This is a genomic window from Paenarthrobacter sp. CC6 (assembly GCF_040560085.1).
GTDB classification, from domain to species: domain Bacteria; phylum Actinomycetota; class Actinomycetes; order Actinomycetales; family Micrococcaceae; genus Arthrobacter; species Arthrobacter nicotinovorans.
Window position 1 is genome coordinate 351,106 of record NZ_JARDAN010000007.1, and the last position, 26,649, is coordinate 377,754.

Sequence of the window (26,649 nt, forward strand, 5' to 3'; positions counted from 1 at the left end):
CGCACGGAAACACTCCGTGCGGGCCGGGCTCTTTCGTCGACCAACCGGGAAGGACTCCGGCTTCGCTACCGGACCGAGGGGACGTGTTGCAGGAGCCGCACGTCCGCGTAACCGTCCTCGACGTCGATGCTTGGCTCGTCGAAGACCCGCACCTGGTGGTCACCGGCGTCCCAGGGTGTCCACCCCGGCTGGCCATCCCGGATGAAGGCCACCGCCGCTCCGTGCACGTCCGCAGCCAAAGCCGCGGGCGGTTCGTCGCCGGCTATCGCGGCCACACGTTCGGCAGAGGTCACATCAAAGAAGAACGGGATGTCGAAGCAATGGCCGGCATCCCCGGTGACCGGTGACCGCCAAGCAAAGCGGTAAACCCACGTGGGTGCCGCCGAGCCGGCACGGGCCTCGGCAACGTTCAGAGTAGGCGTGCGGAAAATCCTGTCGGAAACATATTGGCCAGCCAAGACCTCGCTCGGAAGCCCCCGGTGGCTTGCCAAGTAGGCTTCGGCTATCTCCGGCGAGGCACCCAACCTTTCCAGCAGGGCCGCGTCCGGTTCCTTGGGCAACAACGGGCCGGCACCCGCCGTCGACATGTTGAACTCATGGTCAGTGCAGCCCACCAACAGAGCCTTGTCCGAACCGTTCCCCAGGCGCATGGCCTCAACCGTTGGCCCCGGAATCAGAACGCCGTCAACCACCGGTCCAAACACCAGGCCGTCCCGCATGAGGTCAGCGAGCGACGCGATGGGGTCTGCATGTTGGGGCGTCCCACCCATCCCCGCTACTTCAGCCTGCAGTTCAAGGACGCGTTCCTCGGAAAGTGCCGACAAGCCGGCGCGCGTCGCTTCGACTCCCCCCAACTGGGCCAGGCGGCGGCCGGCGGCCTCCGCCTGGCCCAGCGTCCTCTCGGTGGGGACTCCGGAGAGTGAAATGACCCTCTCGAACAGTGCCTGGGCACGAGACACCGTGAGTAAAGTCATCACTGCTCCCCCTCCAGCGGACTGACCCGCAATCGTCACGCGGGAGGGGTCCCCACCGAAAGCTTCAATGTTGTCGCGGACCCATTCAAGGGCGAGGATCCAGTCCAGAACGCCCCTGTTGTTGGGTGCGTCCGGAATCCAGCCGAATCCGTCGAATCCCAGGCGATAGGAGATGCTGACGGTCACCACACCGTCCCGGTTGAACGAAACACCGTCGTACCAGGGGCTCGCCGGCGAGCCGGCGATGAAGCCGCCACCATGGATCCAGACCAGCACAGGGAGGCCACCGTCCGGGTTCCTGGAAGGGCTTGGCGTGAAGACGTTCAGGTTGAGGATGGAGTCGCCGGGAATGGAGGGCTCCGGAGTGATGATCAGCTCCGAGTCCGGAAGTCTCCGCTGCGGCGTGGCTCCATAGTCGAGGGCATCCCTGACGCCCTCCCACGGCTGGTGCGGCACGGGCTCAGCGAAACGAAGGTCGCCAATGGGTGGTTCGGCATACGGTATTCCGAGGAAGGCTGCGGAGCCTTCCCGCCAGCGGCCACGTACGGCTCCTGCCGTCGTCGGGACTTCTGCGAACTCCTGGGAAAGTGACGGGGTCATGCGGTGGGGCTCCTATCGGACGCTTTTGATGGGGACAAGCACGACGGCGGCGATCGCCACCGCTGCCATGCCGAAAATGAAGAGGGCGGGGTATCCGCCAAAAGAACTGATCAGCACGCTGGCAACAACCGGACTCATTGCCTGCGGGATGTTGGTGGCGATGTTGAGAATTCCGAGATCCTTTGCGGCGGCAGTACCGCCACCGGGGAGGACTTCGGTCATCAGGGCCGTGTCGCAGGCCATGTAGAGTCCGAAGCCGAATCCGTTGACGACGCCCATGGCGATCATGCCGGTGATGTCCGGCATGATCACCGGCATCAACAGCCCCAGCACCATCAAGGCGGACGCTACGTAGACGAACACCTTGCGCTTGCCGATGCGGTCACTCCACCAGCCACCCAGCGAAACGGAGATCAGGGTGCTGCCGAGGCCGGCCAGGCTCAGCAGGCCAATGCTGGCGTTGGCTTCTGCGAGCGCCAGGCCGACGTAGTCCGTCAGGATGTACAGCTGGAAAGTGAAGACCACGAAGTAGCCAAGGGTGAAGAGGAAGCGGGCCGCGAAGGCCCACGCAAAGTCGGGGTGCTGCCGGGGGCTGATGACGAATCCTGCGAGGAACTGCTTCCACTGGAACGGGGGATGCGTCACGTTCCTGCTGGGGAAGTCGCGGTGCAGCAGGACAAACAGCAGCGCGGCCACCAGTACTGCAATGCCGAACACCGTATAGCCCAGGCCTACATTGCCGGCGAGGTTGCCTGCCAGGATCACACCGGCAGTGGAGCCGGCCATCGTGCCCACACCGACCATGGACGAGGCGATCCCCCGGCGTTCCCGGGGAAACCTGTCCGGGACAATCGCAGAGAACGGGCCCTGCAAAGCATTCAGCGACACCTGGATGATCACCCAAAAGCACACTATCCAGAAGATCGATTCGAGGCCGCCGAGTCCCATGAGGAACACCGCGCCAATCGCGGCTCCAATAAGCATCCAGGGCGCCCGCCTGCCGAGCCTGCTCCGTGTCCGGTCACTGAGCGCCCCCACAACGGGTTGGGCGAACAGCGTGAAGAAGAACGAGACCGTGGAAATGGTGGCGAAGTTGGCTACCTTGTTGGCCTCGTCGATGGCGGCCACCTGGTTTGGCAGAAGCACTGCGATGAGTCCGGAGTAGGTGGCGAACAGGACCATGGAGGTGATGGCCAGCGACGGCAACAGGCCCCTGCCGGCCGGCCGGCTTGTTGCTGTTGCGGGCGAAGGTTCATCGCTGATCGGAGCGAACGGGGAGGGCTGCACGGAGCCGGTGACCTGCGCAGACTCTGCAGTCTGCGCAGACGGGGGCATGGAATTGATCTCAGGCAGGGGTGTGGACACGGCTCTCCTCATTGAGAAAGTTACGGCGGGATCATCGAAAACCGATGATCACTTGGGATTGAGTATGCGCCGCATCCATAAATAATTCAAGGGTTAAATTAAACGCACCTCGAGCGGCTCCCGGAGCAACCGTTTTCTCGATTCCCGGATGGCTCCGAGGAGCGTCGCGTCGTTCTCCAGTTGCCCGGCCCGGATAGTGGGCAGGTAGCTGTCCGGCGAAGGAGAGATCGGTGCGTGCTCGGCGAAGGAGCGGGCTATCCGGTCAGCCAGCACGGACCAATATCCGCCCAGCACCACCGTCTGGGGGTCGAGGGTACGGCTGATGACGTGAAGGGCCCAGGCAACCCAGTCCGCCGCGGCGTCGAAAGCCTCGACTGCGCGCGCGTCGCCGCGTGCAATCCGTTCGGTCAGCTCCCCTAAGGCACTGCCCAGGCCCAAGGATTCCAGTTCTTCGCCCAGCCCGGCAGATTTCAGGACAACGTCAGGTCCGGCGACCAGGACCAGGCAACCGCGTTGCCCGCAGACACAGCGTTCCCCTTGATGGTCCATGGGAAGGTGTCCGAAGCCGCCCGCCAGGCTATGGGCTCCCGTGAGGAGCCGGCCGTCGAGAATGACCGCCCCTCCGATTCCTGAATTGCTCTTCAGATAGACCATGTCCTTGACGCCGGGGAGCAGATCGAATTCAGCCATGGCCGCGAATCCGGCGTCCGAATGCAGGGAGAGGCTCTCCGGTAATCCAGGGACCCGCTTTCGAAGCCCATCAAGGACATCCACTTCGCCCCAGCCCATGTCCGAATCGCCGAAGACCATAGGCGGATTACCAAGCACCGGTGCAAAGACCACCACCGTCACATCCACCACGCGGCGGCCCATTCCCCCGGCCGCTGCCACAGCACGCTCCAGCACTGCCGCCAAGACGTCCAACACAGGCTCCGGGTCCCCCATGGGCCGTCCGTGATGTTCCGAATGGCGGAACAAGACGTCTCCGGCCAAGGAGGCAAGCACTGCGGTGGCCTCATCGGCGTCCAGTTGAAGGGCCACCAGGGCTACGTCATCGGCGGCCAATTCCAGGAGTGTCTGCGGCCGGCCTTTTCCGCCTGCAGAGACCGGTTCCACTTCCCGGATAGTCCCGGCCTCCACCAGCAGCCTGGTCAACGCTGTCACTGCGCCGCGCGTCAACCCCGTGCCGTCGGCAATCTGGCTGCGGGAACTGGGACCGTGCTCCACGAGGTGTCCAGCCACCAGTTCGAGGTTATGTCGGCGCACGTCACCGCTGACGAGCGAACTGGCGGATTCAAGCCCCGGCGCCCCGGAGCCACGTACGTGGTTGACCATGACGCTAGCCTGTCACACGAACGGCAAGCTCCGCCCGGCACAACCGGCTGGCAACAGATGCCGCCCTGAACGTTCAAAACGGCATCTGCTGCGACCTGCCTGGGTGGTCAGGCGATCAGCCGTGCCGCCCCGGTGTTGATGGAAGATGCGGGGAAGCCGTTGTTGACCACGATCTTCTCCAGGCTGCCGTCCTTCCGCAGCCCGTCAACATAAGCGTTCAGGGCTGCCAGTAGTCCTGCGTTGTCCTTGGTGACCGGGAGGCAGGTCTGGGGAGGTTCGAGGGAGGCCTTGATGGCACTGTCCGGCTCCATGACCTCGACCTTCAAGCCATTGCTGTTGTTGTGGGCCTCACCGAATCCATCAATCCCAACATCGATCCGGCCGGACTTCAGGTCCTGGAACAGGTCCACAGGGGCCTTGTAGAGCTGGAGGTCGCCACCCAGGTAGTTCTTGGCATCGTCCACCCAGACATTGCCATTGACCGTGCCGACCTTCTTGCCCTTCAGGTCAGAGGCCTTTGTCAGGCCATCCTTGGAAATCAGGACCATCTGGTCGGTGTAGATGGGGTCGGTCAGAGCCAGGATTTCCGCGCGTGCCGCCGAACGCCACCAACCACCGGTTGCGATGTCGGCGCGTCCGCCCTGGACCGTCGGAATGACGGCTGCAGCCGCAGCTGAAACCGTGGCGATGTCCAGGCACTCCTTCTTGGCGAAGCCCATGAGGATATCGCCGTCTACCCCGCCGAGTTCATTGCCTTTGAAAGTCACATACGGCGGCGCCTCATACACGGCCACCGTCAGGGTTCCCTTCTTCATGGTGTTGAACTGGGAGGCGGGCTTGCAGTCGGCTGCAGTCTTGGACCCTGCGGCTTCGGTGCTGCCGCCACAGCCGCTGAGAGCAGCGGCCAGCGTCACGGCGGCCACGGCCGACGCGATCATTCGTAGTTTCATGGTGGCTCCTTTGCCTAATCGGCGCGTCAACGGTGACGCGCCAAACGATGCTCAACGAAATTGCTCAGGGAACTCGCGGGAATGGTGATCAGGGCGTACATCAGGCCCGCGAGGGTAAGGATGCTCAGGTAGCGGAAAGTGATGGAGCCGATGGAGTAGGCCTGGCTCATCAATTCCGGCATGGCAATGGTGTAGGCCAGGGAGGTTGCCTGGAACACCATGATCGCGAATCCCATGAGCGGCGGGATGGCGATTCTGACTCCTTGTGGAATCACAACAAAACGCAGGATGTCGCGCCGGGCCATTCCCAGTGCATGCGCTGCTTCCACCTCGCCGCCGGGAACAGCCTGCAGGCCCCCACGAAGGATCTCGCTGGTGTAAGCGGCCGTAGTGAATGCCAGCGCCAACGATGCAGCCACGAAGGACGTCAGCGTCATGCCGGCACTGGGAAGGCCGAAGTAGAACAACTGCAGCACCACCAGGGCGGGTGTTCCACGGCCTATTTCGATCACAGTGATGGTGATCATCCGTAGGACTTTGTTCCGGGAACCGGCACCCAGGGCCAGGAGCAATCCGGCGGGCAGGCCGATCAGCAACGTGACGAGGGTGAGTTGGAGGCTGACGCCCAGCCCGCCAAGCAGGTCCGGGAAATAGTCCACCCAATCGTTGAAGAATGTCATCGCGCAACCCGCTTCCGGAGCCTGCTGTCCAGCTGCCGGGTGGCCCAGGCGCAGGGAATGGTCATGGCGACATACAGTCCGGCCGCGTAGAGGAACGGAACAATGGCGTCACCACTGACCGTGGACTCATGGCTGGCCCAGTAGATGGTGTCCTGCACCCCGATGACTGATGCCACGGAGGAGTCCTTCAACAAACCAATGGCGAAGGTGGCAGCCGCCGGGATCGAAACGCGAAGGACCTGCGGCCCGATAACGGTGGCCAATGTCGCGCCCCGGGAGAGTCCCAATGCGGCACTGGCTTCCCACTGGCCTTCATGGATGGCGGTCAGGCCGCCGCGGTAGATCTCCGCCATGTAGGCCGAAGCCACCAGCCCGAACCCGATGACGGCAGCGGCGAAGGAGCTCAGTTCGATCACGCCGGTTCCGATGCCGAAGTAGATGATGAACAACCACGCCAGCGGAGGGATGCCCCTCAGCAACTCGATGACGGCGCGGGAAATGAACCGGACCGCTGGTATCCGGGACCGGCGGGCAAGCGCCAAGGGAATTCCTCCGATGGCTCCCAGCAGGAATGATGAGAGGGTCAGCAGGAGGGTCATGGTGACGCCCTGCGAAACCACGGCCAAGGCCTCCACCTCAGCGCTCCAGGACGGCGCGGAGGAACTTCCGCGTTCGGTCCATGGTGGGGGCCGTGAAGACGACGGCGGGATCGCCTTCCTCGAGGATGGCGCCTTCGGCCATGACCACCACCCTGTCGGAGACATCCTTGGCGAACTGCATCTCGTGGGTGACCACCACCATGGTCATCCCTTCGGCAGCAAGCTCACGCATGACGGCAAGGACTTCGAGCCCCACCTCGGGGTCCAGTGCCGACGTGGGCTCGTCGAAGAGCATCACCCGGGGGTCCAGGGCCAATGCCCGTGCAATGGCGATCCGCTGCTGCTGTCCGCCCGAGCACCGGCTGGGATACTGCCGGGCTTTGTCCGCGAGCCCCACCCGCTCAAGCAGTGCCAGCGAGCGCGCGTCGGCGTCCTTGGTGCTGCGGCCGAGGACGCGTTCCTGTGGAAGCGAGATGTTCCGCAGCACGGTCATGTGCGGGAACAGGTTGAACGACTGGAACACCATGCCCACATTGCGGCGCAGGCGGACCAGGTCCTTGTGGCTGATCTGGTGTCCGGCGTCCACATGGTTTCCTTCCACCGTGATCCGGCCGCTATCCGGAACCTCCAGCAGGTTGATGCATCGCAGCAGCGTGCTCTTGCCGGCTCCGCTGGGTCCGATGATGGCGATCACCTCGCCCTCCCGCACGGACAATGACACGTCGTTGATCACCGTATGGTCCCCATACCGTTTGGTGACGGACTCAAGCGATATGGCGATCGGGTCCTGCCGGGTGGCTTCTTGCATGACTGACTCGTTCCTGACTTGTGTCATCGGCTCAAAGCCGGGCCGACAGGCGCCGGAGCCTCGCCGACGTCGAAACCCTTGCCAAGGGCGTTCAGCGCGAAGGAGGCAATATCGAGGATGGGCACACTGGTGTATTTGCGGATTTCCTGGCGGAATTCGGGCAGCAGGGTGCATTCAAGGACCAGCACGCCGATGTTCTCCAAGCGCCCTCCCGGCTCGAACTCCCGCTTCACTACGGAGGCAACGCCTTCCTTGAGCATCTCCTGGTCCCAGCCATTGCCCAGTGCGTGGTCGTTGGTCAGCATGGTTGCCCAGCCCGGTTCGCTTTCCATGCCGGCAATGACAATCCGCGGGGACAACGCGTGGTCGGCCAGCAACTTGGCAGCCAGAGTTTCCGAGACAGTCAGCACACCGATGTCTTTGCTGCTGAGCACCGAGGCGATGGGCAGCAGGTCCAGGCCGCTGGTGATCACGTTGGCCGTCCGGCGCTCGTCCTTGCGGGCGTAGAAGAAGAAACCGCAGTCGGTGATGACCAGCGGACAGTGGGCCAGCTTTTCGCTGGCGGCCCAAAAAGCGTCGATGGCTTCCGGCTCTCCGGCAACCAAGGGCTCAACCCGGGCTCCGCGCGCCACGGCGTAGGCCACGGGGAGGCCCTGCCAGCTGGCGGGATTCTCGAAGAAACCCACGGGGTTGTTGCTGATGCCTGGCGCATCCGGGGTGAGGCATTCGATGTAGTCCACGGGGTAGGAATCGAGGTCGCACAGGATGACGCCAAGTTGGGGCTTGATGTCAGGCATTGGGTGACTCCCCCGCAACCGGAACGTCGAGCGTTGCCTGGGTGCCGTCGTCGAACGCTTCCACGCGGGTGGCTGCACTGCCGACAATGGCGACGGCGTTGACCTCCACGCGGATGCCGGGCAGGTTCAGTTCCTCGCCGATGAGGATGCCCGTTGCCGTGGGGCCGGGGGCCGGGAAGTAGCTGAAACGGATGTCGTAGGTCCGCTGCCATTCTTCGTAGCTGAGCTCGCCGGCGTAGAAGGTGTTGAACTGGACGACGTCGCCCATGGTGCCGCCGAGGCTTTCGATGACCCGCTTCAGGGACTCCATGACGTTCTTGCACTGGGCAACGATGTCGCCGGGGTTGTTGACGTTTCCGTCCGCGTCGAGGTCTTCCTGGCCGCCCACGTAAATCATGTCGCCCACGCGGATGCCGTGGCTGTGGTTGATCTTGAAGTGGCCCGGCACCTGCCAGTGTCCGGGAACCTCTGCGAAGCGTCGTTCGAGGGTGGTCATTTTTTCGTTCTCCTTTGTGGTGATCGTCACTGATCACTTCAAGCATGGAACGAAAAACAGGGGTCGGGACGGCCCGCAGAACGACGTTTGCTGGCGCTGGCCCAAGAGATTCTTGGACTGCCGTCCAGGGCCCGACGGCGGTACGCGGCTCAGGCGGCTGCGGCACCCAGGAGGCTGTGGATTTCGTCCAGGACAGCCTTGACGATGGGCCGCCTGGCATCACTGCTGCGCGTCACTGTCAGGACGCGCCTTTGGATGTGCGGCTTGTCGAACGCATGGATTCCCACGGGCGCCACAGTGCTGTCCACGGAGAGCGGAGGGAGCAGGGAGATGCCCCGGCCCCGGGAAATGGACTCCACCAGCAGCAGCAGATCGTCCACTACCCAGCGGATGTTGGGCTCGAAACCCTCATTCCGGCAGGCGTAGCGGACTGCCTGGCCGCATGCTCCCGCGTCCGGGGTCAGCACCCAGGCCTCATTCCTGAGGTCCGACAACTTGAGCCTGGGCGGGACCTCGTAGTCCGGCGGCGTGACCAGCACCAGCGGCTCGCTGAGCACTTCCCTGGTGACCAGATAGTCCGGAAATGCCATGGGCACGTTGTCGTAGAGGTCGACAATCGCGATGTCCAGGGCGCCGTTCAGCAACTGCTCGATGCTGTCGACCGGTTCAACCACGTTGACGGTCAGTTCGACGTCGGGAACGGTCACCTCGAGTTTCTCGGCGACCGGCAGGAGCACTGTCCGGGCGAGGGAGGGAATGGAACCGATGCGGACCCTGCCCGAAAGATCGCCGCTGAGCTGGTCCATTTCGGCGCGGGTTGCTTCCAGAAGGCGAACCACGGCCCGGGCGTGCTCCACTAGGATTTCGCCGGCACCGGTCAGCCCGACGCCCCGCGATGAACGGTCGAGGAGCTGGACCCCGGTTTCCCGTTCGAGAATGCTGATCTGCTGCGAAACGGCCGAAGACGTAATGCCCAGGACACGTGCCGCACCGGCCAGGGACCCTTGCCGGGCCACCTCGTTGAGAAGGCGCAGCCGGGGCACGTCCGGAAGAGGTTTTTCGGTCATGAAACATTCTTGCACGATTAGCTATTCTTAAGGCAGATCTGGATGTATCTTAAGTTAAACCACGAGCCGCCGAGTGGACGACGACGTCCGCAGCAGGCCCCCATCCCCTGAAAGGACGCCACGTGGACATCATGGAGACGTACCCGTCCAAACTCGCGCTTACCGGCATACTCGGCGCCCCCGAATCCGTTGCACCAAGCATCACCAACACCATCGAGGACCTTGGCACGGACCTTCGCGAGCTCAGCCACGGAATCCACGGCATCGCAGAGGTCGGCTTCGAAGAGCGCCTCTCGGTCGCTTTCGCCGCCGAATTCCTCAGGTATCGGGGCTATCCCGTACAGGTGGGCCGATACGGCCTCCGCACCTCACTTCGGGCCGAGGCGGGATCCGGATCCCCGAAAGTGGCTGTCCTGGCCGAATACGATGCCCTTCCCGGCGTTGGCCATGGCTGCGGACACAACGTCATCTGCGCTGCCGCTGTCGGAGCGTTCCTCGGAGTTGCCGCCCAGGTGGAAAAGCTCGGCGGCTCAGTGGTGCTCCTCGGCACGCCTGCCGAAGAAAACGGAAACGGCAAGGAACTCATGGCCCGGGCGGGCGCCTTCGACGACATTGACGCGGTGGTGATGCTGCACCCGTTCACCGGCGAGTACGAGGTCGCCTCGTTTGCCTCCCTGGCGGTCCGCGACGTGGAGGTCACCTTCCATGGCGTTGCGGCCCACGCTTCGTCGGCCCCGCACATGGGCCGCAATGCCCTCGATGCCGTCGTGGCCGCCTACCAAGGCATCGCAGCACTCAGGCAGCACATCCCCGCCACGGACCGCCTCCACTGCATCATCACGGAGGGCGGATCAGCGGTGAACGTCGTCCCCCACCTGGCGGGCGCCGTCGTCGAAATCCGCTCCCTGGACCCGGCCGGGCTTGTGGACATTTCACAGAAAGTGCAGGACATCCTGGAGGGCGCAGCACAGATGACCGGCACGCGGCTGGAGACCACCTGGGACCCGTTCCCCGCCTACCTCCCCGTCCGCAGCAATGACGCCTTGGCCACGCGCTACCACGGGCACATGGCTGCGCGCGGCCGGGCCATCACCCTTGAGACCGAACTGGTGGGCGGCGGCTGGTCCACCGACCTGGGAAACCTGAGCCTGCGGATCCCCTCGATCCATCCCACGGTGAGCATTTCCCGCGAAACTGCGGTCATGCACACGGTGGAGTTCGGCCAGCATTCCATCAGCCCCGCCGGTGATGCGGCCGTCGTGGACGGCGCAGTGGGGCTGGCGCTGACTGCGGCCGACTATCTGGCCGACGCGCGGCTCCGGGAGCAGGTCCGCCTGGACTTCGAAGCGGCCGGCGGCGCCGTGGACGTGGAGCGGCTGCTCACGCCGCCTGCAGGGAAGTAGCACGGCCATGCTGAATCCCGTCCATTTGCGCACCCTCACTGTGGTGCTCAGAACAGGCTCCTTCGCTGACGCCGCGCGCGAGATCGGCTACACCGGATCAGCCGTTTCGCAGCAAGTGGCGGCCTTGGAACGCGCAGTGCAGGCACCCTTGGTGGAGCGTGACGCCCAAAGCATCCGCCCCACCGAGGCAGCAAAGTTCCTGGCGGCCCGGGCACATGACATCATCAACGCCCTGGGCAACCTGGAAGACGACATGAAGGGTTTCAGCAAGGGCGACTACGGCCTCATGCGCCTGGGCAGCTTCAGCACAGCAAGCCAACGGCTCCTCCCCGACGGCCTGGCCTCGTACCTGCGCAGACATCCCAACTCCAGCGTGGACCTGGAAGAGGGCGGCCCCGCCGAGCTCGCGGGCATGGTCCGGGACTCCACGCTCGATGTCGCCGTGGTGTTCCATTACGACCTCGTCCCCCAACAATGGCCGTCGAACGTGGCGGCAACACCACTCCTTGCGGAGGAACTGCTGCTTCTGCTCCCTGAGTCCCATCGCCTGGCCGGCGCGGAGAACATCACCCTGCAGGACCTTGAGCGGGAACTTTGGGTCTCGACAAAAGAGGACTCCTCCGGCGACGCCTGCCTCAGGCACCTGTGCGCAAGCGGCGGATTCACACCGCGCATTCCGGTGCGCAGCAACAACTACGACGCCCTCCGCGGCATGGTCCGCTCCGGGCTGGGCATAGCGCTGGTTCCGGCCATGGACCACGTACCCACGGACCGGATCGTGGCGACGGGCATCTCCGGCTGTACGGCCCGGCGCCACATCTCAGCACTCAGGCAGAAGTCGCAGGCCGGCGTTTCCATCACGAGTTTCCTGCAGTGCCTGGGCCGTGCTGCGGACAAGCTGGCCGCGTCCCATAGCGGCATCGTCCGTCAGACGAAGCAGCCCGACGCGGTGGCGCCGATGGGCTACCTTGCCGGGCTCCGCGCGTCGTAATCCTGCCAGCTGAACCCTAGTTGGGCGAGCCGGCCGTACTCTGGCGCACTACGAGCTCAGGGGTGAACACGACGGCGCGATGCTTGGTTCCACCGTTTTCCTGCTCTTCGGCGAGGAGCTCGATCGCTGTCCGCCCCAGGGCTTCGGTGGGCTGTCGGATGGAGGACAAAGGAACGACGGCGGAAATGGCGAAATCGATGTCGTCGTACCCGATCAGCGCAATGTCATCCGGGATGCGGACGGTGCGGAGCATGGTCAACGACTGCATGACGCCGAGTGCCAGGAGATCGTTGGAGCAGAAGACGGCCTCGGGCCTGTCAGCGGGATCGCGCTCCACCAGCGCGTTTCCCACTTGCCGGCCGGCCAGGACAGTCTGTCCCGCGGAGTCGAGTACCTCCATGGTCGCCTCCGGGACTTCCGCCACAGCACGCTGCGCGCCCTCAAGCCTGCTGGATACCTGGCGGATGGAGGGGCTTCCAACGAAGGCCAGACGACGGCGACCCAGGTCCAGCAAGTGCCGGGCCGCGAGATAGCCGCCTTCCTGGTCGTCCACGGAGACTGAGCTGCAGCGTTCCGTGTCGGCGAGCTGATCCACCAGGACAGTGGGGACTCCGCGCTCCCTGAGGGTATCGATCCGCGCTTCGACGTCCCCGACGGGTGACAGGAGCAGGCCCTGGACACGCTGCTCCTGGAAGAGATCCATGTAATGCGCTTCGCGGGTTGCGTCCTGGCCGCTGTCGCCCACCAGCACCACGCTGCCCAGGGCGGTTGCGGCATCTTCGGCAGCACGGGCCACGGAAGAGAAGAAGGGGTTTCCGACGTCGAGGACGATAAGCCCGATGGTCCGGCTTTGACCGGCGCGGAGTTGGCGGGCGGCGTCATTGCGCACGAAGCCAAGTTCGGCGATGGATTTGAGGACGCGTTCTTTGGTCTTTTGGGAAACCCTGTCCGGATAATTCAGCACATTGGAGACAGTTCCCACGGCAACTTGTGCGTGGTTGGCGACGTCCTTGATGCTCGCTGTTTGGGACATGCTTTCCGTTCTCGCTGGTCGAAAATCAAGGACGCTGGAAACGCCTTGACACCCCCCGCTTGCCGAGGGTAATTTGAATCGTAACAAATGAAACGATTCAAAGACGATTAACCCGGAGAACCGCATGAGGGTATGTTTCCGCTCTTCCGTCCAAGCGGAACTGATGGACGAATACAAGCGCCGCCACGCCGCCGTCTGGCCTGAAATGTTGACGGCCCTGAAGGACGCAGGGTGGAACAACTACTCGCTGTTCCTGGCACCCGACGGTCAACTGATCGGTTACCTGGAATGCGAAGACTACGCGGCAGCACAGGCCCGCATGGCCCTCACGGACGTCAATAACCGCTGGCAAGCGGAAATGGCCACCCTGTTCGCGAACAGCAACCTCCCTCCGGACCAGGGTTTCGAAGTCATCGAAGAAGTTTTCAACCTTGAAGACCAACTGGCCGACGCCGGCAACGTCACAAACGAGGCCACGCCAGTACATACAGACACCACCATCGGACACCAGAAGGAACAATCATGAACACCACAGAATCGGCCCTGGGCCGCCTGGGAGAACTGGCCATTGAAGTGCCGTCCTGGGCCTACGGCAATTCCGGGACCCGGTTCAAGGTCTTCGGCACCCCGGGCACGCCGCGCACCGTGCAGGAAAAGATCGCCGACGCCGCGAAGGTCCACGAGCTCACCGGCCTGGCTCCCACCGTGGCGCTGCACATTCCGTGGGACAAGGTTGATGACTACGCTGCCCTGCGCGGGTACGCCGAGGGCCTCGGGGTGGGGCTGGGCACCATCAACTCCAACACGTTCCAGGATGACGAATACAAGTTCGGCTCGCTGACCTCGTCCAACGGGTCCGTTCGCCGCCGCGCGATTGACCACCACCTGGAGTGCATCGAGATCATGCACGCCACGGGTTCGCGCGATCTGAAGATCTGGCTTGCCGATGGCACCAACTACCCGGGCCAGGACGATATCCGCGGCCGCCAGGACCGCCTGGCGGAGTCCCTCCAGGAAATCTACGCGGGCCTCGGTGACGAGCAGCGCCTGGTCCTTGAGTACAAGTTCTTCGAGCCGGCTTTCTATCACACCGATGTTCCGGACTGGGGTACCTCCTACGCTCAGACCCTGGCCCTTGGTGAGAAGGCCTTTGTCTGCCTGGACACCGGCCACCACGCCCCGGGCACCAACATCGAGTTCATCGTGATGCAGCTCCTTCGCCTGGGCAAGCTGGGTTCCTTCGACTTCAACTCCCGCTTCTACGCCGATGACGACCTGATTGTGGGCGCGGCGGATCCGTTCCAGCTGTTCCGCATCATGCACGAGGTCATTCGTGGCGGCGGTTTCGGAAAAGAATCCGGCGTCGCCCTGATGCTGGACCAGTGCCACAACCTGGAAGAGAAGATCCCGGGCCAGATCCGCTCGGTGCTGAACGTCCAGGAAATGACGGCCCGCGCCCTGCTGGTGGACACCGCCGCACTCAGCGAAGCCCAGCGCGCCGGGGACGTCCTGGCCGCCAACGGCATCTTCAACGATGCCTTCTACACCGATGTCCGCCCGGTCCTGGCCGAGTGGCGCGAATCCCGCGGCCTGCCCGCCGACCCGATGGCCGCTTACAAGGCCAGCGGATACCAGAAGAAGATCAACGAGGACCGCGCAGGCGGCCAGCAAGCCGGATGGGGCGCCTAAGCATGACTACCAACACCACTGTTGAAGAACTGATTTCCCGTTCCAACCGCCTCGGTGCGGACAAGAGGAACACCAACTTCGCCGGCGGCAACACCTCCGTCAAGGGCACAGAGAAGGACCCGGTCACGGGTCAGGACGTAGAGCTTCTTTGGGTCAAGGGCTCCGGCGGCGACCTCGGCACCCTGAAAGCGGAGAACCTCGCAGTACTCCGGCTGGACCGGCTGCAGGCACTGAAGTCCGTTTACCCCGGCGTCGAGCGCGAAGACGAAATGGTGGCCGCCTTCGATTACTGCCTCCACGGCAAGGGCGGCGCCGCGCCGTCGATCGATACCGCCATGCACGGCCTGGTGGACGCCGCCCACGTTGACCACCTTCACCCGGACTCGGGCATCGCGATCGCAACCGCCGTTGACGGCGAAGCCCTGACTTCCAAGGTCTTTGGCGACAAGGTGGTGTGGGTGCCGTGGCGTCGTCCCGGTTTCCAGCTGGGCCTGGACATCGCCGCGATCAAGGAAGCCAACCCGCAGGCCATCGGCACCATCCTGGGCGGCCACGGCATCACCGCCTGGGGTGCCACCAGCGAAGAGGCCGAGGCCAACTCGCTGTGGATCATCGATCAGGCGGAGAACTACATCAAGGACAACGGCAAGGCCGAGCCCTTCGGTGCCCCGCTCCCCGGCTACGGCGCCCTCCCCGAAGCTGAGCGCAGGGCCAAGGCTGCGGCCCTCGCTCCGGTGATCCGCGGCCTGGCCTCCACTGACAAACCGCAGCTGGGGCACTTCAGCGATGACGCCGTCGTGCTTGATTTCCTTGCCTCGGAAGAGCACCCGCGCCTGGGCGCGCTGGGCACCTCCTGCCCGGACCACTTCCTCCGCACCAAGGTCAAGCCGCTGGTGCTGGACCTGCCGGCCGATGCCTCGATCGAAGACTCCGTGGCGCGCCTCAAGGAACTGCACGCCGCCTACCGCGAGGACTACCAGGCTTACTACGACCGGCACGCTGACGCTGATTCACCGGCGCTCCGTGGCGCGGACCCGGCGATCGTGTTGGTCCCGGGCGTGGGTATGTTCTCCTTCGGCAAGGACAAGCAGACCGCACGCGTCGCCGGCGAGTTCTACATCAACGCCATCAACGTGATGCGCGGCGCCGAGGCCATCTCCACCTACGCCCCGATCGAGGAATCCGAGAAATTCCGCATCGAGTACTGGGCCCTGGAGGAAGCCAAGCTCGCCAGGATGCCCAAGCCCAAGTCCCACGCCACCCGCATCGCGCTGGTGACCGGTGCGGCGTCGGGCATCGGCAAGGCGATCGCCACCCGCTTGGCGTCCGACGGCGCGTGCGTGGTGATTGCCGACCTGAACCTTGAGAACGCGCAAAAGGTCGCCGAGGAACTGGGCGGTCCGGACGTCGCCATCGGCGTCCAGGCCGACGTGACCGACGAAGCCCAGATCGCTGCCGCGATCCAGGAGGCCGTGCTCGCGTTCGGCGGCCTGGACCTGGTGGTCAACAACGCCGGCCTTTCCATTTCCAAGCCGCTGCTGGAAACCACCGAGAAGGACTGGGACCTCCAGCACAACGTCATGGCCAAGGGCTCGTTCCTGGTGTCCAAGGCCGCGGCAAAGGTCATGATCGACCAAGGCATGGGCGGGGACATCATCTACATCTCCTCCAAGAACTCCGTGTTCGCCGGCCCGAACAACATCGCGTACTCCGCCACCAAGGCAGACCAAGCCCACCAGGTCCGCCTGCTCGCCGCCGAACTGGGCGATCACGGTATCCGCGTCAACGGCATCAACCCCGACGGCGTGGTCCGGGGCTCCGGCATCTTCGCCGGCGGCTGGGGCGCAAAGCGAGCAGCCGTGTACGGCGTGGACGAGCAGGAACTGGGCAAGTACTACGCCCAACGCACGCTCCTCAAGCGCGAAGTCCTGCCCGAACACGTCGCCAACGCCGCGTCCGTGCTCACCAGCAACGAGCTCTCCCACACCACCGGCCTGCACATTCCCGTGGACGCCGGCGTGGCAGCAGCCTTCCTCCGCTAGGAGCACCAGTGACCACCGGAACCACCACGGACACCGCCCCGGCACACGCCGGGGCGGTGTCCTCACCGCAGACAGACCAGGTTTTCGCAGCCATCGACATCGGCGCTTCCTCCGGCCGCGTCATGCTGGGCCGCGTCTCCCCCGCCACAGGAGTCTCCCTTGAGACGATCCACCGCTTCCCCAACGGAGTCATAGAGCTCGACGGCGGCCTCCGCTGGGATTTCGACGCCCTGTTCGCTGAGGTGCTCAAGGGGCTGGCAGCCGCGGCGACCGTGGCCCGGGGGAACGGCGAGCGCATCGTGAGCATCGGCATCGACACCTGGGCCGTTGACTACGGCTTGGTGAACAAAGCCGGCGAACTGACCGCGCAGCCCTACAGCTACCGCGACGAACGCAGCCGGGCCGCTGTGGAGCGCGTCCATGCGGCCGTTTCCCCGGAAAAGCTCTATGCCGCCACGGGATTGCAGTATTTGCAGTTCAACACCCTGTATCAACTGGCCGCGGAGCCGAACCTTGAAGGGCTGCAAGCTCTCCTGATCCCCGATCTGATTGCTTTCCTGCTGACGGGTGAGCGCCGGACGGAAGCCACCAATGCCTCCACCACCGGGCTCTTCGACGCCGTCGCCGGAGAGTGGGCCACGGAATTCCTGGACGCCCTCCGCCTGCCCCGCAACGTCTTCCCTCCGCTGATCCAACCCGGCGAAACGGTGGGAACGCTCTTGCCGGAGATCCTTGACCGGACGGGCCTTCCGGCGGACACGAAAGTGGTGGCCGTCGGTTCGCACGACACCGCATCCGCCGTCGCCGCAGTTCCCGCTGCGGACCAGGATTTCGCCTACATCTCCTCGGGCACGTGGTCCTTGGTAGGCGTCGAGCTCCCCCAGCCGGTCCTCAGCGAAACCAGCCGGAAAGCCAACTTCACCAACGAACGCGGCGTGGACGGCACCATCCGGTATCTCCGCAACGTCGGTGGCCTGTGGCTGCTCAGCGAATGCCAAAGGGCGTGGGCCGCCGAGGGCCACACGCAAGCGCTCACCGCCTTGCTGGATTCCGCGGCGGCACTGCCTGCCGGTGGGCCCCGGATCAACGCCGACGACCCCCGCTTCACAGCACCGGACAACATGCCGGACCGGATCCGCGCAGCCGTGCGCAACACCGGTGCGGTACTCCCGGACCGGCCTGCCGCCGTCGTGCGTTGCATCATGGACAGCCTCGCTGCCGGTTACGCCCGCACGCTGGCCGACGCCGAACGGCTCACGGGGCGAAGCACCAGCGTGGTGCACATTGTGGGCGGCGGCTCGCAGAACCGGCTCCTGTGCCGGCTCACTGCTGACGCAACGGGCAAACAGGTGGTCGCGGGGCCGGTCGAAGCAACAGCGCTGGGCAATGTGCTGGTGCAGGCGAGGGCCGCAGGCTTGGTCAAGGGTGGCTTGGCTGAGCTGCGCGCACTCGTGGCCGCGGGAACGGAACTGCTGCGATACGAGCCGGCCGGCGCCTTGCAGTCCAGCCGGTCCTGACCCTCTTTGAACCGGATGCGGCCGGGGATCAACCAAGTGAGGTTGATCCGCGGCCATCCTGCATTTGAACAAGGTCAGGAAGCAACAGGCCCCGGTCTCGTGGTTGTGAATCTCCCGCTCTACGGCAGGCTCCGAGTCTGGTACGTCACAGCGCCGGGTGAGGGTCCCGCGCTAAACTGGTCCCACTATGATCCGCACAATGTTCAAGTCCAAGATCCACCGTGCAACGGTGACCCATGCCGACCTCCACTACGTCGGTTCGGTCACTGTCGACCTGGACCTGCTGGATGCGGCCGACATCCTTCCCGGCGAACTCGTGTCCATTGTTGACGTCACCAACGGCGCCCGGCTGGAGACTTACACCATCGCCGGCGAGCGCGGGTCCGGCGTGATCGGCATCAACGGCGCGGCCGCGCACATGGTCCACGTCGGCGATACCGTCATCCTCATCACCTATGCGGAAATGACTACGGAAGAGGCCCGGGCCTACGAACCCAGGGTGGTTCATGTCGGCAAGGACAACAAGATCCTGCAGCTTGGCAACGACCCCGCCGAGGGCCACACCCCCGGGCTCATGCGCCCGCCGCACGCGCTCAGCAACGCAGCGCACCTCAGCTAGGTTCCCACAGCAACGCCCGACGCCGGCGCTCACCCGGGTGCCGGCGTCGGGCGCGTTCAGGGTCCAAATATCGGGACGGTCGCCTGAAAACGCTTACTCACGCGGCTGTTCTGGCTAGGCTGTAGTTCGTGATCCAACAAATCCCCGCCGGCACGCCCTCATGATCGGCGTCCTGTCCGGGTTTTTCGTTGTCTGGGCCATCATCCTGGTGGGCATGTTCGTTGGCCGTCGCGGCATCCTCGGTGACAACGCCCGCTCCGTGTTAAGTTCCCTGACGTTCTTCGTGGCCAGTCCCGCGCTCCTCTTTGAGACCTTGAGCAAGGCGAAACTGCATGATGTTTTCGCCGCTCCGTTGCTGGTCACGGCCGTCGGGGCCGTCATCACCGGCCTGCTGTTCTTCCTGATCGTGAAGCTCTGGTTGAAGCGCAGCATGCCCGAAGCGCTCATGTCTTCCATGAGTGCGTCGCTGGCCAATTCAGCCAACCTGGGGATCCCCATCGCCGTGTTCGTCCTGGGCGATGCGAGCTATGTGGCTCCGCTGTTGATCTTCCAGTTGGCGTTTTTCACCCCCATGTACCTGATGGCCCTCGATGCCAGTACCAGTTCACATCGGACCACCCCCCTGCGCTTCGTCCTGATGATCGTGCGGAACCCCATGATCGTGGGCTCAGCATTGGGCCTTCTGGTGGCGGGCACCGGTTTCCAGGTGCCAACGCTTATTCTCGAGCCGATCCACCTCATTGGCGGGGCCGCGATTCCTGCGATGCTGATGGCGTTCGGGATGAGCCTGAACGGTTCCAGGCCCCTGCAGAAGTCCGCAGGACGCCGGCTCGACACCCTGTTGGCCAGCGGCTTCAAACTGGTCGTGCACCCGTTGGTGGCTTATCTTTTCGCCCGCTTCGCCCTCGGGATGGACGGCCATGCGCTGTTCGCGGTGGTGGTGACCGCGGCGCTGCCCACAGCCCAGAACGTGTTCGTGGCCGCCAACCGTTACCAGGCGGGAATTACCGTCGCCAAGGACACCGTGCTCATCACCACGATCGTGGCAGTGCCGGCGATGATCGCCGTCGCACTGCTGCTTACCTGACCCAACCAGCGTTACTCCACGTCGGCGCTGGCCAGGTAGTGGTCCAGGAGCTGCGCGCAGCGGATGAAGCCGAGGTGTGAGTAGGCCTGGGGATGGTTGCCGAGGTGCGTTTCCGTGCCCGGATCGTACTCCTCGGGCAGCAGCCCGGTGGGACCGAACAGGGCCACCAACTGGTTGAACAGTTCCAGCGCATCGTCCAGTCGCCCCACCGCGAGGTACGCCTCAATCAGCCAGGTGGTGCAAATGTGGAAGCCGCCCTCCAGACCCGGCAAACCGTCGTCGTACCTGTACCGGAAGACGGTAGGGCCGACGCGCAGCTCCCGCTCCACCGCAGTCACGGTATCCAGGAACCGCTGGTCCTGGACGTCCAGGAGGCCGGACAGTCCGACGTGGAGAACTGCGGCGTCGAGGTCCGGGCTGTCGTAGGCCACGGTGTAGGACCGCGCCGACGAATCCCAGCCCTCGCGAAGGACTTCTTCACGAATCGTCGCGGCCGTAGGTGCCCAGTCCGCGTGCGGCGTCCGGCCGTGCAGGGCAGCAGCACGCAGCGCCCGGTCCAGCGTGACCCAGCACATGACCTTGGTATAGACGTGGTGGCGAGGCGGGCGGCGCGCTTCCCAGATCCCGTGGTCGGGCTCATGCCAGCGGGCCAGCACCGCATGCGCCATTTGCTCCATCAGGAACCAGTGCTCGTCCGGCAGGAATCCGCGCCGCTCCGACAGATCATGGATCAGCTCGGCGATGGGGCCGAACACGTCCAGTTGCACCTGGTGGTCCGCTGCGTTCCCGATCCGTACAGGCCTGGACCCCGCGTACCCCGGCAGGCTCTCCACGATGGCCTCCGTAGACAACGGTGAGCCCGTCACCGAGTAAAGGGGGTGCAGCCATTCCGGGCCGGGGGCGTTGTCCAAGATGCGGCCCAGCCACCGCAGGAACCCGTCCGCTTCCTCCGTGGATCCCAAGGACACCAGCGAGTTCACGGTCATGGATCCGTCGCGCAGCCAGCAGTACCGGTAATCCCAGTTCCGGGTTCCGCCGATTCCTTCCGGCAGGGACGTGGTGGGCGCAGCCAGCACGGCACCGGTGGGCTCGTGGACCAGCGACTTGAGGACCAGCGCGGAGCGCCGCACCAGTGACGTTTTGATGGTGGGCAGCTGCAGCGCTTTTACCCACTCACGCGCAACCTGCCCGACGGCGGCACGACGGTGGGGCTCGCCGGCCGGGTCCGGGGGCGGCGGCTCGGTATCCCCACAGCGCATATTGAGGACCACAGGCCCGTCGCTGAGGGCGACTTCAGCTGTGGCAGTGGCGTAGCGGCCGTCGCTGGTGATGGAGAAGGCGACCCCGGGAGCGGACAGGATGATCGGATCCGAGGTACCAAGGATATGGACCTCGTCGCCGCGGATTTCCATGCTGAACGGTGCGTTGGCATAGTCGGGGCGCGGAGCGAAGACCACGCGGGCCGACCCCGTTCCGGACAACACCCGGACCAGGCTGGTGATCCCCTCCGGGGCGGGTTCCAGGTAGTCCGTCACGGTAACGTCTGCCCAACGGGTTTCCACGATCATGGTGTTGTCCACGTAGCGCTGGGCCAGCACCTGTGACGGTTTCGCCGGTTCGATACTAAAGTGGCCGGCGGGGTCGCCGCCGAGGATATGGGCGAACAGAGAGCCCGAATCGGGCAACGGGTGGCTCATCCAGCAGACCTTGGCATCCGGCGTAAGCAAGGCCGTGGAGCTTCCGTTGCCGATCATCGAGTGTCGTTCCAGGCCCACCGCGTCTTCGCCGAAGAGCCATGCCCGCCGCAGCTCGAACAGCAAGGCCAGCACGTGCGCAAAGGCTTCCGGATCCGGAAGGGTGTGTGCCGCCGTCGTGCTTCCGGGCCCCACATGCAAACCGAGGTCCGGCCCCCGCAAAGTGGCCAGCGCTTTTTCGTCGCTCTCGGCATCGCCCGCATACAGTGCCGCGCTGACGCCCAACCGGGCGCGGAGCTGCTCCAGGGCTTGGCCCTTCGCCGGCTCCTCCACCGTGAGGTCCAGCACCGTTCCGTCGATGATGAAGTAGAGGCCGAATTCGATCGCGATCTTCTGCGAGGCGTACACCGCCCGGTCCACAACCTCGGGCGTGGCCGGCCGGGTGTGGACAGCAACGCCTACGGGCTTTCGGACAACGCTGATGCCCTTCTCGAATCCCACGGCCTCGGTCAACGCCGTAGCTACCTGTTGGAGCAACTGCTCCGTGGCGAGGGAAAGCGTGTAGGCGTAGCCCATGTCGAACTCCACCCCGTGGGAACCCACCAAATGGACCTCGGCCGGAAGCCGGGACACTGCTGCCAGGTCCCGCAAAGACCTGCCGGAAATGATGGCTGCGTGGGTGTTCGGGAGGGCTGCGAGAGCCCGGAGCGCCACCGCTGCGCTGTCCAAGGGCAGCGTCTCGGTGGATACTCCCTCCGCCGAGCAGAGCGTCCCGCCGTAGTTGCAGGCCACCAGGAGGCCGGGAACCCTGGCCAGGACCTTAAGCTCCGCGAACAGCTCAGGGGTGATGCCGTTGTGCGCGTCGGATTGAAGGACCGTCCGGAGGAGGCCAAGCGGGAGCGATTTCATCAGCAGCGCGGAGTCGGCGACTGATTGATTCAAGTGCGTGGGCATGGCGGATCCTTCCGAAGCGGATAACTACAGTCTCCGCCCGGACGGTTTCGCTTGACTACCTAGTAGATTGCAAACGAGTAAAGCTTTTCCTTGGATTTATGCGGGTGTTTACGCCGGTACCAGGCCAGCTACCTCGGCAAGCAGCTCCACGGACCGCAAACGCTCCGCAGTGCCGATGCTCTGGTGGGCCACGATCAATTCGTCGGCGTCTGCGAACCGGGCGAACTCGTCCAGGTACTCGCGGACAACGTCCTTGGTGCCGACGGCCGAGAACTTCATCATCTGGGCGATGTGCTGGCCCTGCGGGGAGTCGAGGACCATATCCGCTTCGTCATCCGTGAACTCGCGTCCGCCACCGAAGAACAGGGAGACCCGTGCACGCTTCACTGCCAGGTTGATGGCTTGCGCCTCGGCATTGGTGTCCGCCGCCGTGACGTTCACTCCCGCGATCACGTACGGCTCGGACAACTGTTCCGAGGGCTTGAACTCACGCCGGTAAACAGCCACGGCGTCCTGCAGCGCGGCCGGGGCGAAGTGTGAAGCGAAGGCGTACGGCAAACCCAGCTGGGCGGCCAGCTGCGCGCCGAAGAGCGAGGAACCCAGAATGTACAGCGGCACGTTGGTGCCCTTGCCTGGCGTTGCTTCGACACCCTGGATGCGGGTGGGGCCCGTGAGGTAGCCCTGCAGTTCCAGGACGTCCTGCGGGAACCTGTCGGAAGATGTGTGGTCACGGCGCAGCGCACGCATGGTGTTCTGGTCGCTGCCGGGGGCACGTCCCAAACCGAGGTCGATGCGTCCCGGGTGGAGCGTCTCCAAGGTGCCGAACTGTTCGGCGATGGTCAACGGCGAGTGGTTGGGCAGCATCACACCGCCGGCGCCCAGGCGGATGGTGTTGGTGTGCGCGGCGACGTGGGCGATCAGCACGCTCGTGGCCGACGACGCGATGGCGGACATGTTGTGGTGCTCGGCGTACCAGACCCGACGGTAGCCAAGCTCTTCGGCCTTCTGCGCCATGGCGACACTGCCCGCAAGGCTCTCCGCCACCGTCTGGCCCTTCCCGATGGTTGCCAGGTCGAGGATGGAAAGAGGAACAGTCACGGTGAAGCCTTTCGGTACGTTTCGCGGCGCCCGCTTCTGCTTTCCGGGCACTCTAGCGACAACGACGGCGGCACCCGGCTTATTTCTGTGAGTTGCGTCGCGTGCTGTTCGGGCCCGGCCTTTGTGACCCTGTTCGACGCCTGATTAACTGCCGTGAACCCCTGTATCCCAGGGTTTCGGAGCGCTTTGACCACCCTCGCAGGCCTGCCGGATAGTTGCAGCCACGACTACGCATCAGAGCCCTTCGAGGAGAACCCATGGCACGTTTTACCGCCGCATCCGGCATCACCGCGGCGCTGGCCGCCACCGCACTGCTGGGGTTGACGGCATGCTCGGATCCAGGAGCCACGGCAGCCGCGTCAGCGCCGGCGTCGAACGCTTCATCCAGCGCAACCAAACAATTCAACCTGACCCCGCAGCAGGACCGCATCAAAGTGGCCGTGGATTCCGCTGCGGCAGCCTTGGTCCCCGACGCCATCAAAGCCGACGGCAAACTGACCGTGGTGACCACAGGCGGCACTCCCCCATTGAGCACGTTCGCCACTGACAACAAGACGCTGATCGGCAGCGAAGTGGATATCGCCTATGCTGTGGGCGAGACCCTGGGATTGCAGGTCGAGGTGCTGCCGGTTGCGTGGGCCGACTGGCCGCTGGGTGTCGAATCCGGAAAGTACGAGGCCGTCCTCTCCAACGTCACGGTCACCGAGGCCCGTAAGGAAAAGTTCGACTTCGCCACCTACCGCAACGACCTCCTGGGCTTCTACGCCAAGGCCGACTCCGACATCTCAACAGTGAAGGAACCCAAGGACGTCGCAGGCAAGCGCATCATCGTCGGCTCGGGCACCAACCAGGAAGCAATCCTGGTGCGCTGGGACGATGAGAACAAGAAGAACGGACTGAAGCCGGTTGAGTTCCAGTATTACGACGACGACTCCGCCTCCCAGCTCGCCCTCCAGTCCGGACGTGCGGACCTGACATTCGGACCCAACGCCTCCGCCGCGTACAAGGCTGCCAAGGACGGCAAAACCAAGGAGGTGGGCACCCTTGAGGGAGGCTGGCCCCTGAAGGCCGAAATTGCTTTCACCACCCAGAAGGGCAACGGCTTGGCCGTCGCCGCGCAGGCTGCCCTCAATACCCTCATCAAGGACGGCAACTACGGCAAGATCCTGGACCGCTGGGGACTGTCCTCCGAGGCCATCCCGGCATCCGAGCTGAACCCGGCAGGCCTGCCCAAGAAGTAGTACCCCACCCAAGCAGGGGACAGCACATGTCGCGATGACCGCTCGAAGGAGCGTTTGCTGTCCCCTGCTTTGGTGCGCCTAGAAGTGGGCGGGATCCGTGTTGGCGCCGCAGAGAACAACCGCCACGGTCTCGCCGTCGTTCGGTGTGTACGCCCCTGAAAGCAGGGCCGCGTACGCCGCGGCAGCGCCGTGTTCCACCACGATCCTGTGCTTCTCCCACAAGGCACGCCGGGCGTCGACGATGTCCTGGTCCGTGACCAGGACGCTCTCTACCCCGGTCCGGCGGGCGACCCCGAAACCGATCTCGCCGATCCGCCGGGCACCCAGGGAATCGGCGGCAATGCCGGAGACAGCCACATCTACCGGCTCGCCCTGGGCCAGCGCGGTGTGCAGCGTGGGAACCGTCTCCGGTTCGACGCCCACCACATGGGCCCTCCCCTCAACGGCTGCGGCAATGCCGCCCATCAACCCGCCCCCACCTACGGCAACCAGGATGGTATCGACGTCGGGCAGTTCATCCAGCAACTCAAGTCCGACGCCACCGGCACCCGCCACGATCTCCGGCTGGTCGTACGCGTGGCAATAGACAGCGCCTTTTTCCTCCGCGAACTTCACGGCGGCGGCGTAGGCCTCGGCGTACTCGGCACCGCCTTGGACTACGGTGGCCCCAACGGCGTACAGCTTGTGGACCTTGTTCGCCGGAGCCGATTCGGGGACGAACACGGTGGCGGGAACGCCGAGCTTCGCTGCGGCAAATGCGTTCGCCAGGCCGGCGTTTCCACCGGAAGCCACCACGATGCCGACGCCGGGATCCAATTCACCGTTCTCCCTGGCGGTGAGCAGCCGGTTGAAGGCACCGCGGGCCTTGAACGAGCCCGTGTGCTGCATGTACTCGCACTTGAACCACAAGTGGTACGGCTCCTGGTTCCCGCTTTCAGCAAGGGGCGTGTGCCGCACCCAGCCCGATGTCCGGGCGTATGCTGCTTCTACTTCTTCGCGTGTGACCATTGTGGCTGCACCTTTCGTCAGCTTTCATCCTATGGTTCGGCCGTCCCGCATAGGCTTGATCCATGCCTGACTTTGTCCTCCGCCCCGCCGTAGCCACCGATGCCGCCTGGATTGCCGAGCTTCGCGCCGTGGTGATGCGGCCGGACCTGGAACGCCTCGGACGCTTCGACCCCGTGCGCGTCCGCGAGCGCTTCCTTGCCGCCTTCGAGCCGGAGCAAACCTACGTCATCCATAGCGACGGCGTCGACGCCGGAGTGATCGCGGTCAGGCCCGAAGCGGACGCCCGGTGGATAGAACATTTCTTCATTGCCCCGGCACATCAGGGCAAGGGCCTTGGCGGGGCCGTTCTCCGGCATGTGATGGGCGCATCGGTGGACGAACGCCCCTTCCGCCTGGACGTGCTCCAGGGAAGCCCGGCCCGGCGTCTTTACGAACGGCACGGCTTCGTCCTGGAATCCGAGGACCCCGTCGACGTGTTCATGGTGGCCCCGGGCAACAGCTGACCACGCCTCCCCGGAATGCGGTAACCTCAGCACACACCACGCGGCCATGACGCGATACTTTCCGGGGGGAAAAATGGGGAACTTTCGAGCGCGCTTGTT

General features: G+C 64.6%; 24 protein-coding genes. 10 read left to right on the forward strand and 14 right to left on the reverse strand.

Annotation, left to right across the window (positions count from 1 at the left end):
• Positions 1 to 65: 65 nt before the first annotated feature.
• The 10 genes from PV760_RS08530 to PV760_RS08575 all read right to left on the reverse strand — a co-directional run bounded on the left by PV760_RS08530 (position 66) and on the right by PV760_RS08575 (position 9,671).
• Positions 66 to 1,574 (reverse strand): carboxylesterase/lipase family protein, encoded by a 1,509-nt coding sequence (locus PV760_RS08530; protein ID WP_354627564.1) that lies wholly within the window; start codon positions 1,572 to 1,574, stop codon positions 66 to 68.
• 12 nt (positions 1,575 to 1,586) lie between these two features.
• Positions 1,587 to 2,939: an MFS transporter gene (locus PV760_RS08535; protein ID WP_354627565.1), complete on the reverse strand. Its 1,353-nt coding sequence runs from the start codon at positions 2,937 to 2,939 to the stop codon at positions 1,587 to 1,589.
• A gap of 93 nt (positions 2,940 to 3,032) precedes the next feature.
• The gene (locus tag PV760_RS08540) at positions 3,033 to 4,274 is read right to left on the reverse strand and encodes an ROK family protein (RefSeq protein WP_354627566.1); all 1,242 of its coding nucleotides are present in this window, start codon (positions 4,272 to 4,274) and stop codon (positions 3,033 to 3,035) included.
• A gap of 107 nt (positions 4,275 to 4,381) precedes the next feature.
• Positions 4,382 to 5,224 carry a substrate-binding periplasmic protein gene (locus tag PV760_RS08545; protein ID WP_026267227.1) on the reverse strand — a complete coding sequence of 281 codons (843 nt, stop codon included), beginning with the start codon at positions 5,222 to 5,224 and terminating at the stop codon, positions 4,382 to 4,384.
• A 26-nt stretch (positions 5,225 to 5,250) separates the two neighbouring features.
• On the reverse strand, positions 5,251 to 5,904 hold the full coding sequence (locus tag PV760_RS08550) for an amino acid ABC transporter permease (protein WP_039243131.1): 654 nt from the start codon (positions 5,902 to 5,904) through the stop codon (positions 5,251 to 5,253).
• Positions 5,901 to 6,539: an amino acid ABC transporter permease gene (locus tag PV760_RS08555; RefSeq protein ID WP_354627567.1), complete on the reverse strand. Its 639-nt coding sequence runs from the start codon at positions 6,537 to 6,539 to the stop codon at positions 5,901 to 5,903. Before PV760_RS08555 ends, PV760_RS08550 begins: the two co-directional genes overlap by 4 nt.
• 1 nt (position 6,540) lies before the next feature.
• The gene (locus PV760_RS08560; protein ID WP_354627568.1) at positions 6,541 to 7,311 is read right to left on the reverse strand and encodes an amino acid ABC transporter ATP-binding protein; all 771 of its coding nucleotides are present in this window, start codon (positions 7,309 to 7,311) and stop codon (positions 6,541 to 6,543) included.
• Between the two features lie 23 nt (positions 7,312 to 7,334).
• The gene (locus PV760_RS08565; RefSeq protein ID WP_354627569.1) at positions 7,335 to 8,108 is read right to left on the reverse strand and encodes an aspartate/glutamate racemase family protein; all 774 of its coding nucleotides are present in this window, start codon (positions 8,106 to 8,108) and stop codon (positions 7,335 to 7,337) included.
• A complete protein-coding gene (locus PV760_RS08570; RefSeq protein ID WP_144027654.1) occupies positions 8,101 to 8,604 on the reverse strand; it encodes a RidA family protein in 504 nt (167 codons plus the stop codon). Before PV760_RS08570 ends, PV760_RS08565 begins: the two co-directional genes overlap by 8 nt.
• Before the next feature lie 149 nt (positions 8,605 to 8,753).
• A complete protein-coding gene (locus PV760_RS08575) occupies positions 8,754 to 9,671 on the reverse strand; it encodes a LysR family transcriptional regulator (protein WP_039243135.1) in 918 nt (305 codons plus the stop codon).
• A gap of 131 nt (positions 9,672 to 9,802) precedes the next feature.
• Here PV760_RS08575 and PV760_RS08580 point away from each other — a divergent pair, with 131 nt between their 5' ends.
• Positions 9,803 to 11,074 carry an amidohydrolase gene (locus PV760_RS08580; RefSeq protein WP_354627580.1) on the forward strand — a complete coding sequence of 424 codons (1,272 nt, stop codon included), beginning with the start codon at positions 9,803 to 9,805 and terminating at the stop codon, positions 11,072 to 11,074.
• A 7-nt stretch (positions 11,075 to 11,081) separates the two neighbouring features.
• Positions 11,082 to 12,065, forward strand: a complete 984-nt coding sequence (locus tag PV760_RS08585) for a LysR family transcriptional regulator (RefSeq protein WP_275776568.1) — start codon at positions 11,082 to 11,084, stop codon at positions 12,063 to 12,065.
• Between the two features lie 16 nt (positions 12,066 to 12,081).
• Here PV760_RS08585 and PV760_RS08590 read toward each other — a convergent pair whose 3' ends face one another.
• Positions 12,082 to 13,098, reverse strand: coding sequence for a LacI family DNA-binding transcriptional regulator (locus PV760_RS08590; protein ID WP_110505137.1), 1,017 nt, complete (start codon positions 13,096 to 13,098; stop codon positions 12,082 to 12,084).
• A gap of 124 nt (positions 13,099 to 13,222) precedes the next feature.
• Here PV760_RS08590 and PV760_RS08595 point away from each other — a divergent pair, with 124 nt between their 5' ends.
• The 6 genes from PV760_RS08595 to PV760_RS08620 all read left to right on the forward strand — a co-directional run bounded on the left by PV760_RS08595 (position 13,223) and on the right by PV760_RS08620 (position 20,052).
• Entirely contained in the window at positions 13,223 to 13,624 is a 402-nt protein-coding gene (locus PV760_RS08595; protein WP_039243139.1) for an L-rhamnose mutarotase, read from the forward strand.
• Complete coding sequence (gene rhaI, locus PV760_RS08600) at positions 13,621 to 14,787, forward strand: L-rhamnose isomerase (protein WP_354627570.1); 1,167 nt, start codon at positions 13,621 to 13,623, stop codon at positions 14,785 to 14,787. Before PV760_RS08595 ends, rhaI begins: the two co-directional genes overlap by 4 nt.
• 2 nt (positions 14,788 to 14,789) lie before the next feature.
• Positions 14,790 to 16,829: a bifunctional aldolase/short-chain dehydrogenase gene (locus tag PV760_RS08605; RefSeq protein WP_354627571.1), complete on the forward strand. Its 2,040-nt coding sequence runs from the start codon at positions 14,790 to 14,792 to the stop codon at positions 16,827 to 16,829.
• 8 nt (positions 16,830 to 16,837) lie between these two features.
• Positions 16,838 to 18,346, forward strand: coding sequence for a rhamnulokinase (locus PV760_RS08610; RefSeq protein WP_354627572.1), 1,509 nt, complete (start codon positions 16,838 to 16,840; stop codon positions 18,344 to 18,346).
• 187 nt (positions 18,347 to 18,533) lie between these two features.
• Entirely contained in the window at positions 18,534 to 18,965 is a 432-nt protein-coding gene (panD, locus tag PV760_RS08615) for an aspartate 1-decarboxylase (RefSeq protein ID WP_026267226.1), read from the forward strand.
• A 160-nt stretch (positions 18,966 to 19,125) separates the two neighbouring features.
• A complete protein-coding gene (locus PV760_RS08620; protein WP_018778130.1) occupies positions 19,126 to 20,052 on the forward strand; it encodes an AEC family transporter in 927 nt (308 codons plus the stop codon).
• Between the two features lie 11 nt (positions 20,053 to 20,063).
• Here the strand turns inward: PV760_RS08620 and PV760_RS08625 are convergent, their stop codons facing one another.
• Together PV760_RS08625 and PV760_RS08630 are read right to left on the reverse strand one after the other, a co-directional pair.
• On the reverse strand, positions 20,064 to 22,700 hold the full coding sequence (locus tag PV760_RS08625; RefSeq protein WP_039243144.1) for a trehalase-like domain-containing protein: 2,637 nt from the start codon (positions 22,698 to 22,700) through the stop codon (positions 20,064 to 20,066).
• 108 nt (positions 22,701 to 22,808) lie between these two features.
• On the reverse strand, positions 22,809 to 23,798 hold the full coding sequence (locus PV760_RS08630; protein WP_026267225.1) for an LLM class flavin-dependent oxidoreductase: 990 nt from the start codon (positions 23,796 to 23,798) through the stop codon (positions 22,809 to 22,811).
• Positions 23,799 to 24,055: 257 nt separating this feature from the next.
• Between PV760_RS08630 and PV760_RS08635 the strand changes: the two genes are divergently transcribed.
• Positions 24,056 to 25,039, forward strand: a complete 984-nt coding sequence (locus PV760_RS08635) for an ABC transporter substrate-binding protein (protein WP_354627573.1) — start codon at positions 24,056 to 24,058, stop codon at positions 25,037 to 25,039.
• A 78-nt stretch (positions 25,040 to 25,117) separates the two neighbouring features.
• Here the strand turns inward: PV760_RS08635 and PV760_RS08640 are convergent, their stop codons facing one another.
• Positions 25,118 to 26,047, reverse strand: a complete 930-nt coding sequence (locus tag PV760_RS08640) for a threonine/serine dehydratase (protein ID WP_079581858.1) — start codon at positions 26,045 to 26,047, stop codon at positions 25,118 to 25,120.
• Between the two features lie 62 nt (positions 26,048 to 26,109).
• Here PV760_RS08640 and PV760_RS08645 point away from each other — a divergent pair, with 62 nt between their 5' ends.
• Positions 26,110 to 26,550: a GNAT family N-acetyltransferase gene (locus tag PV760_RS08645; RefSeq protein ID WP_064722454.1), complete on the forward strand. Its 441-nt coding sequence runs from the start codon at positions 26,110 to 26,112 to the stop codon at positions 26,548 to 26,550.
• The last annotated feature ends 99 nt before the right edge of the window (positions 26,551 to 26,649 follow it).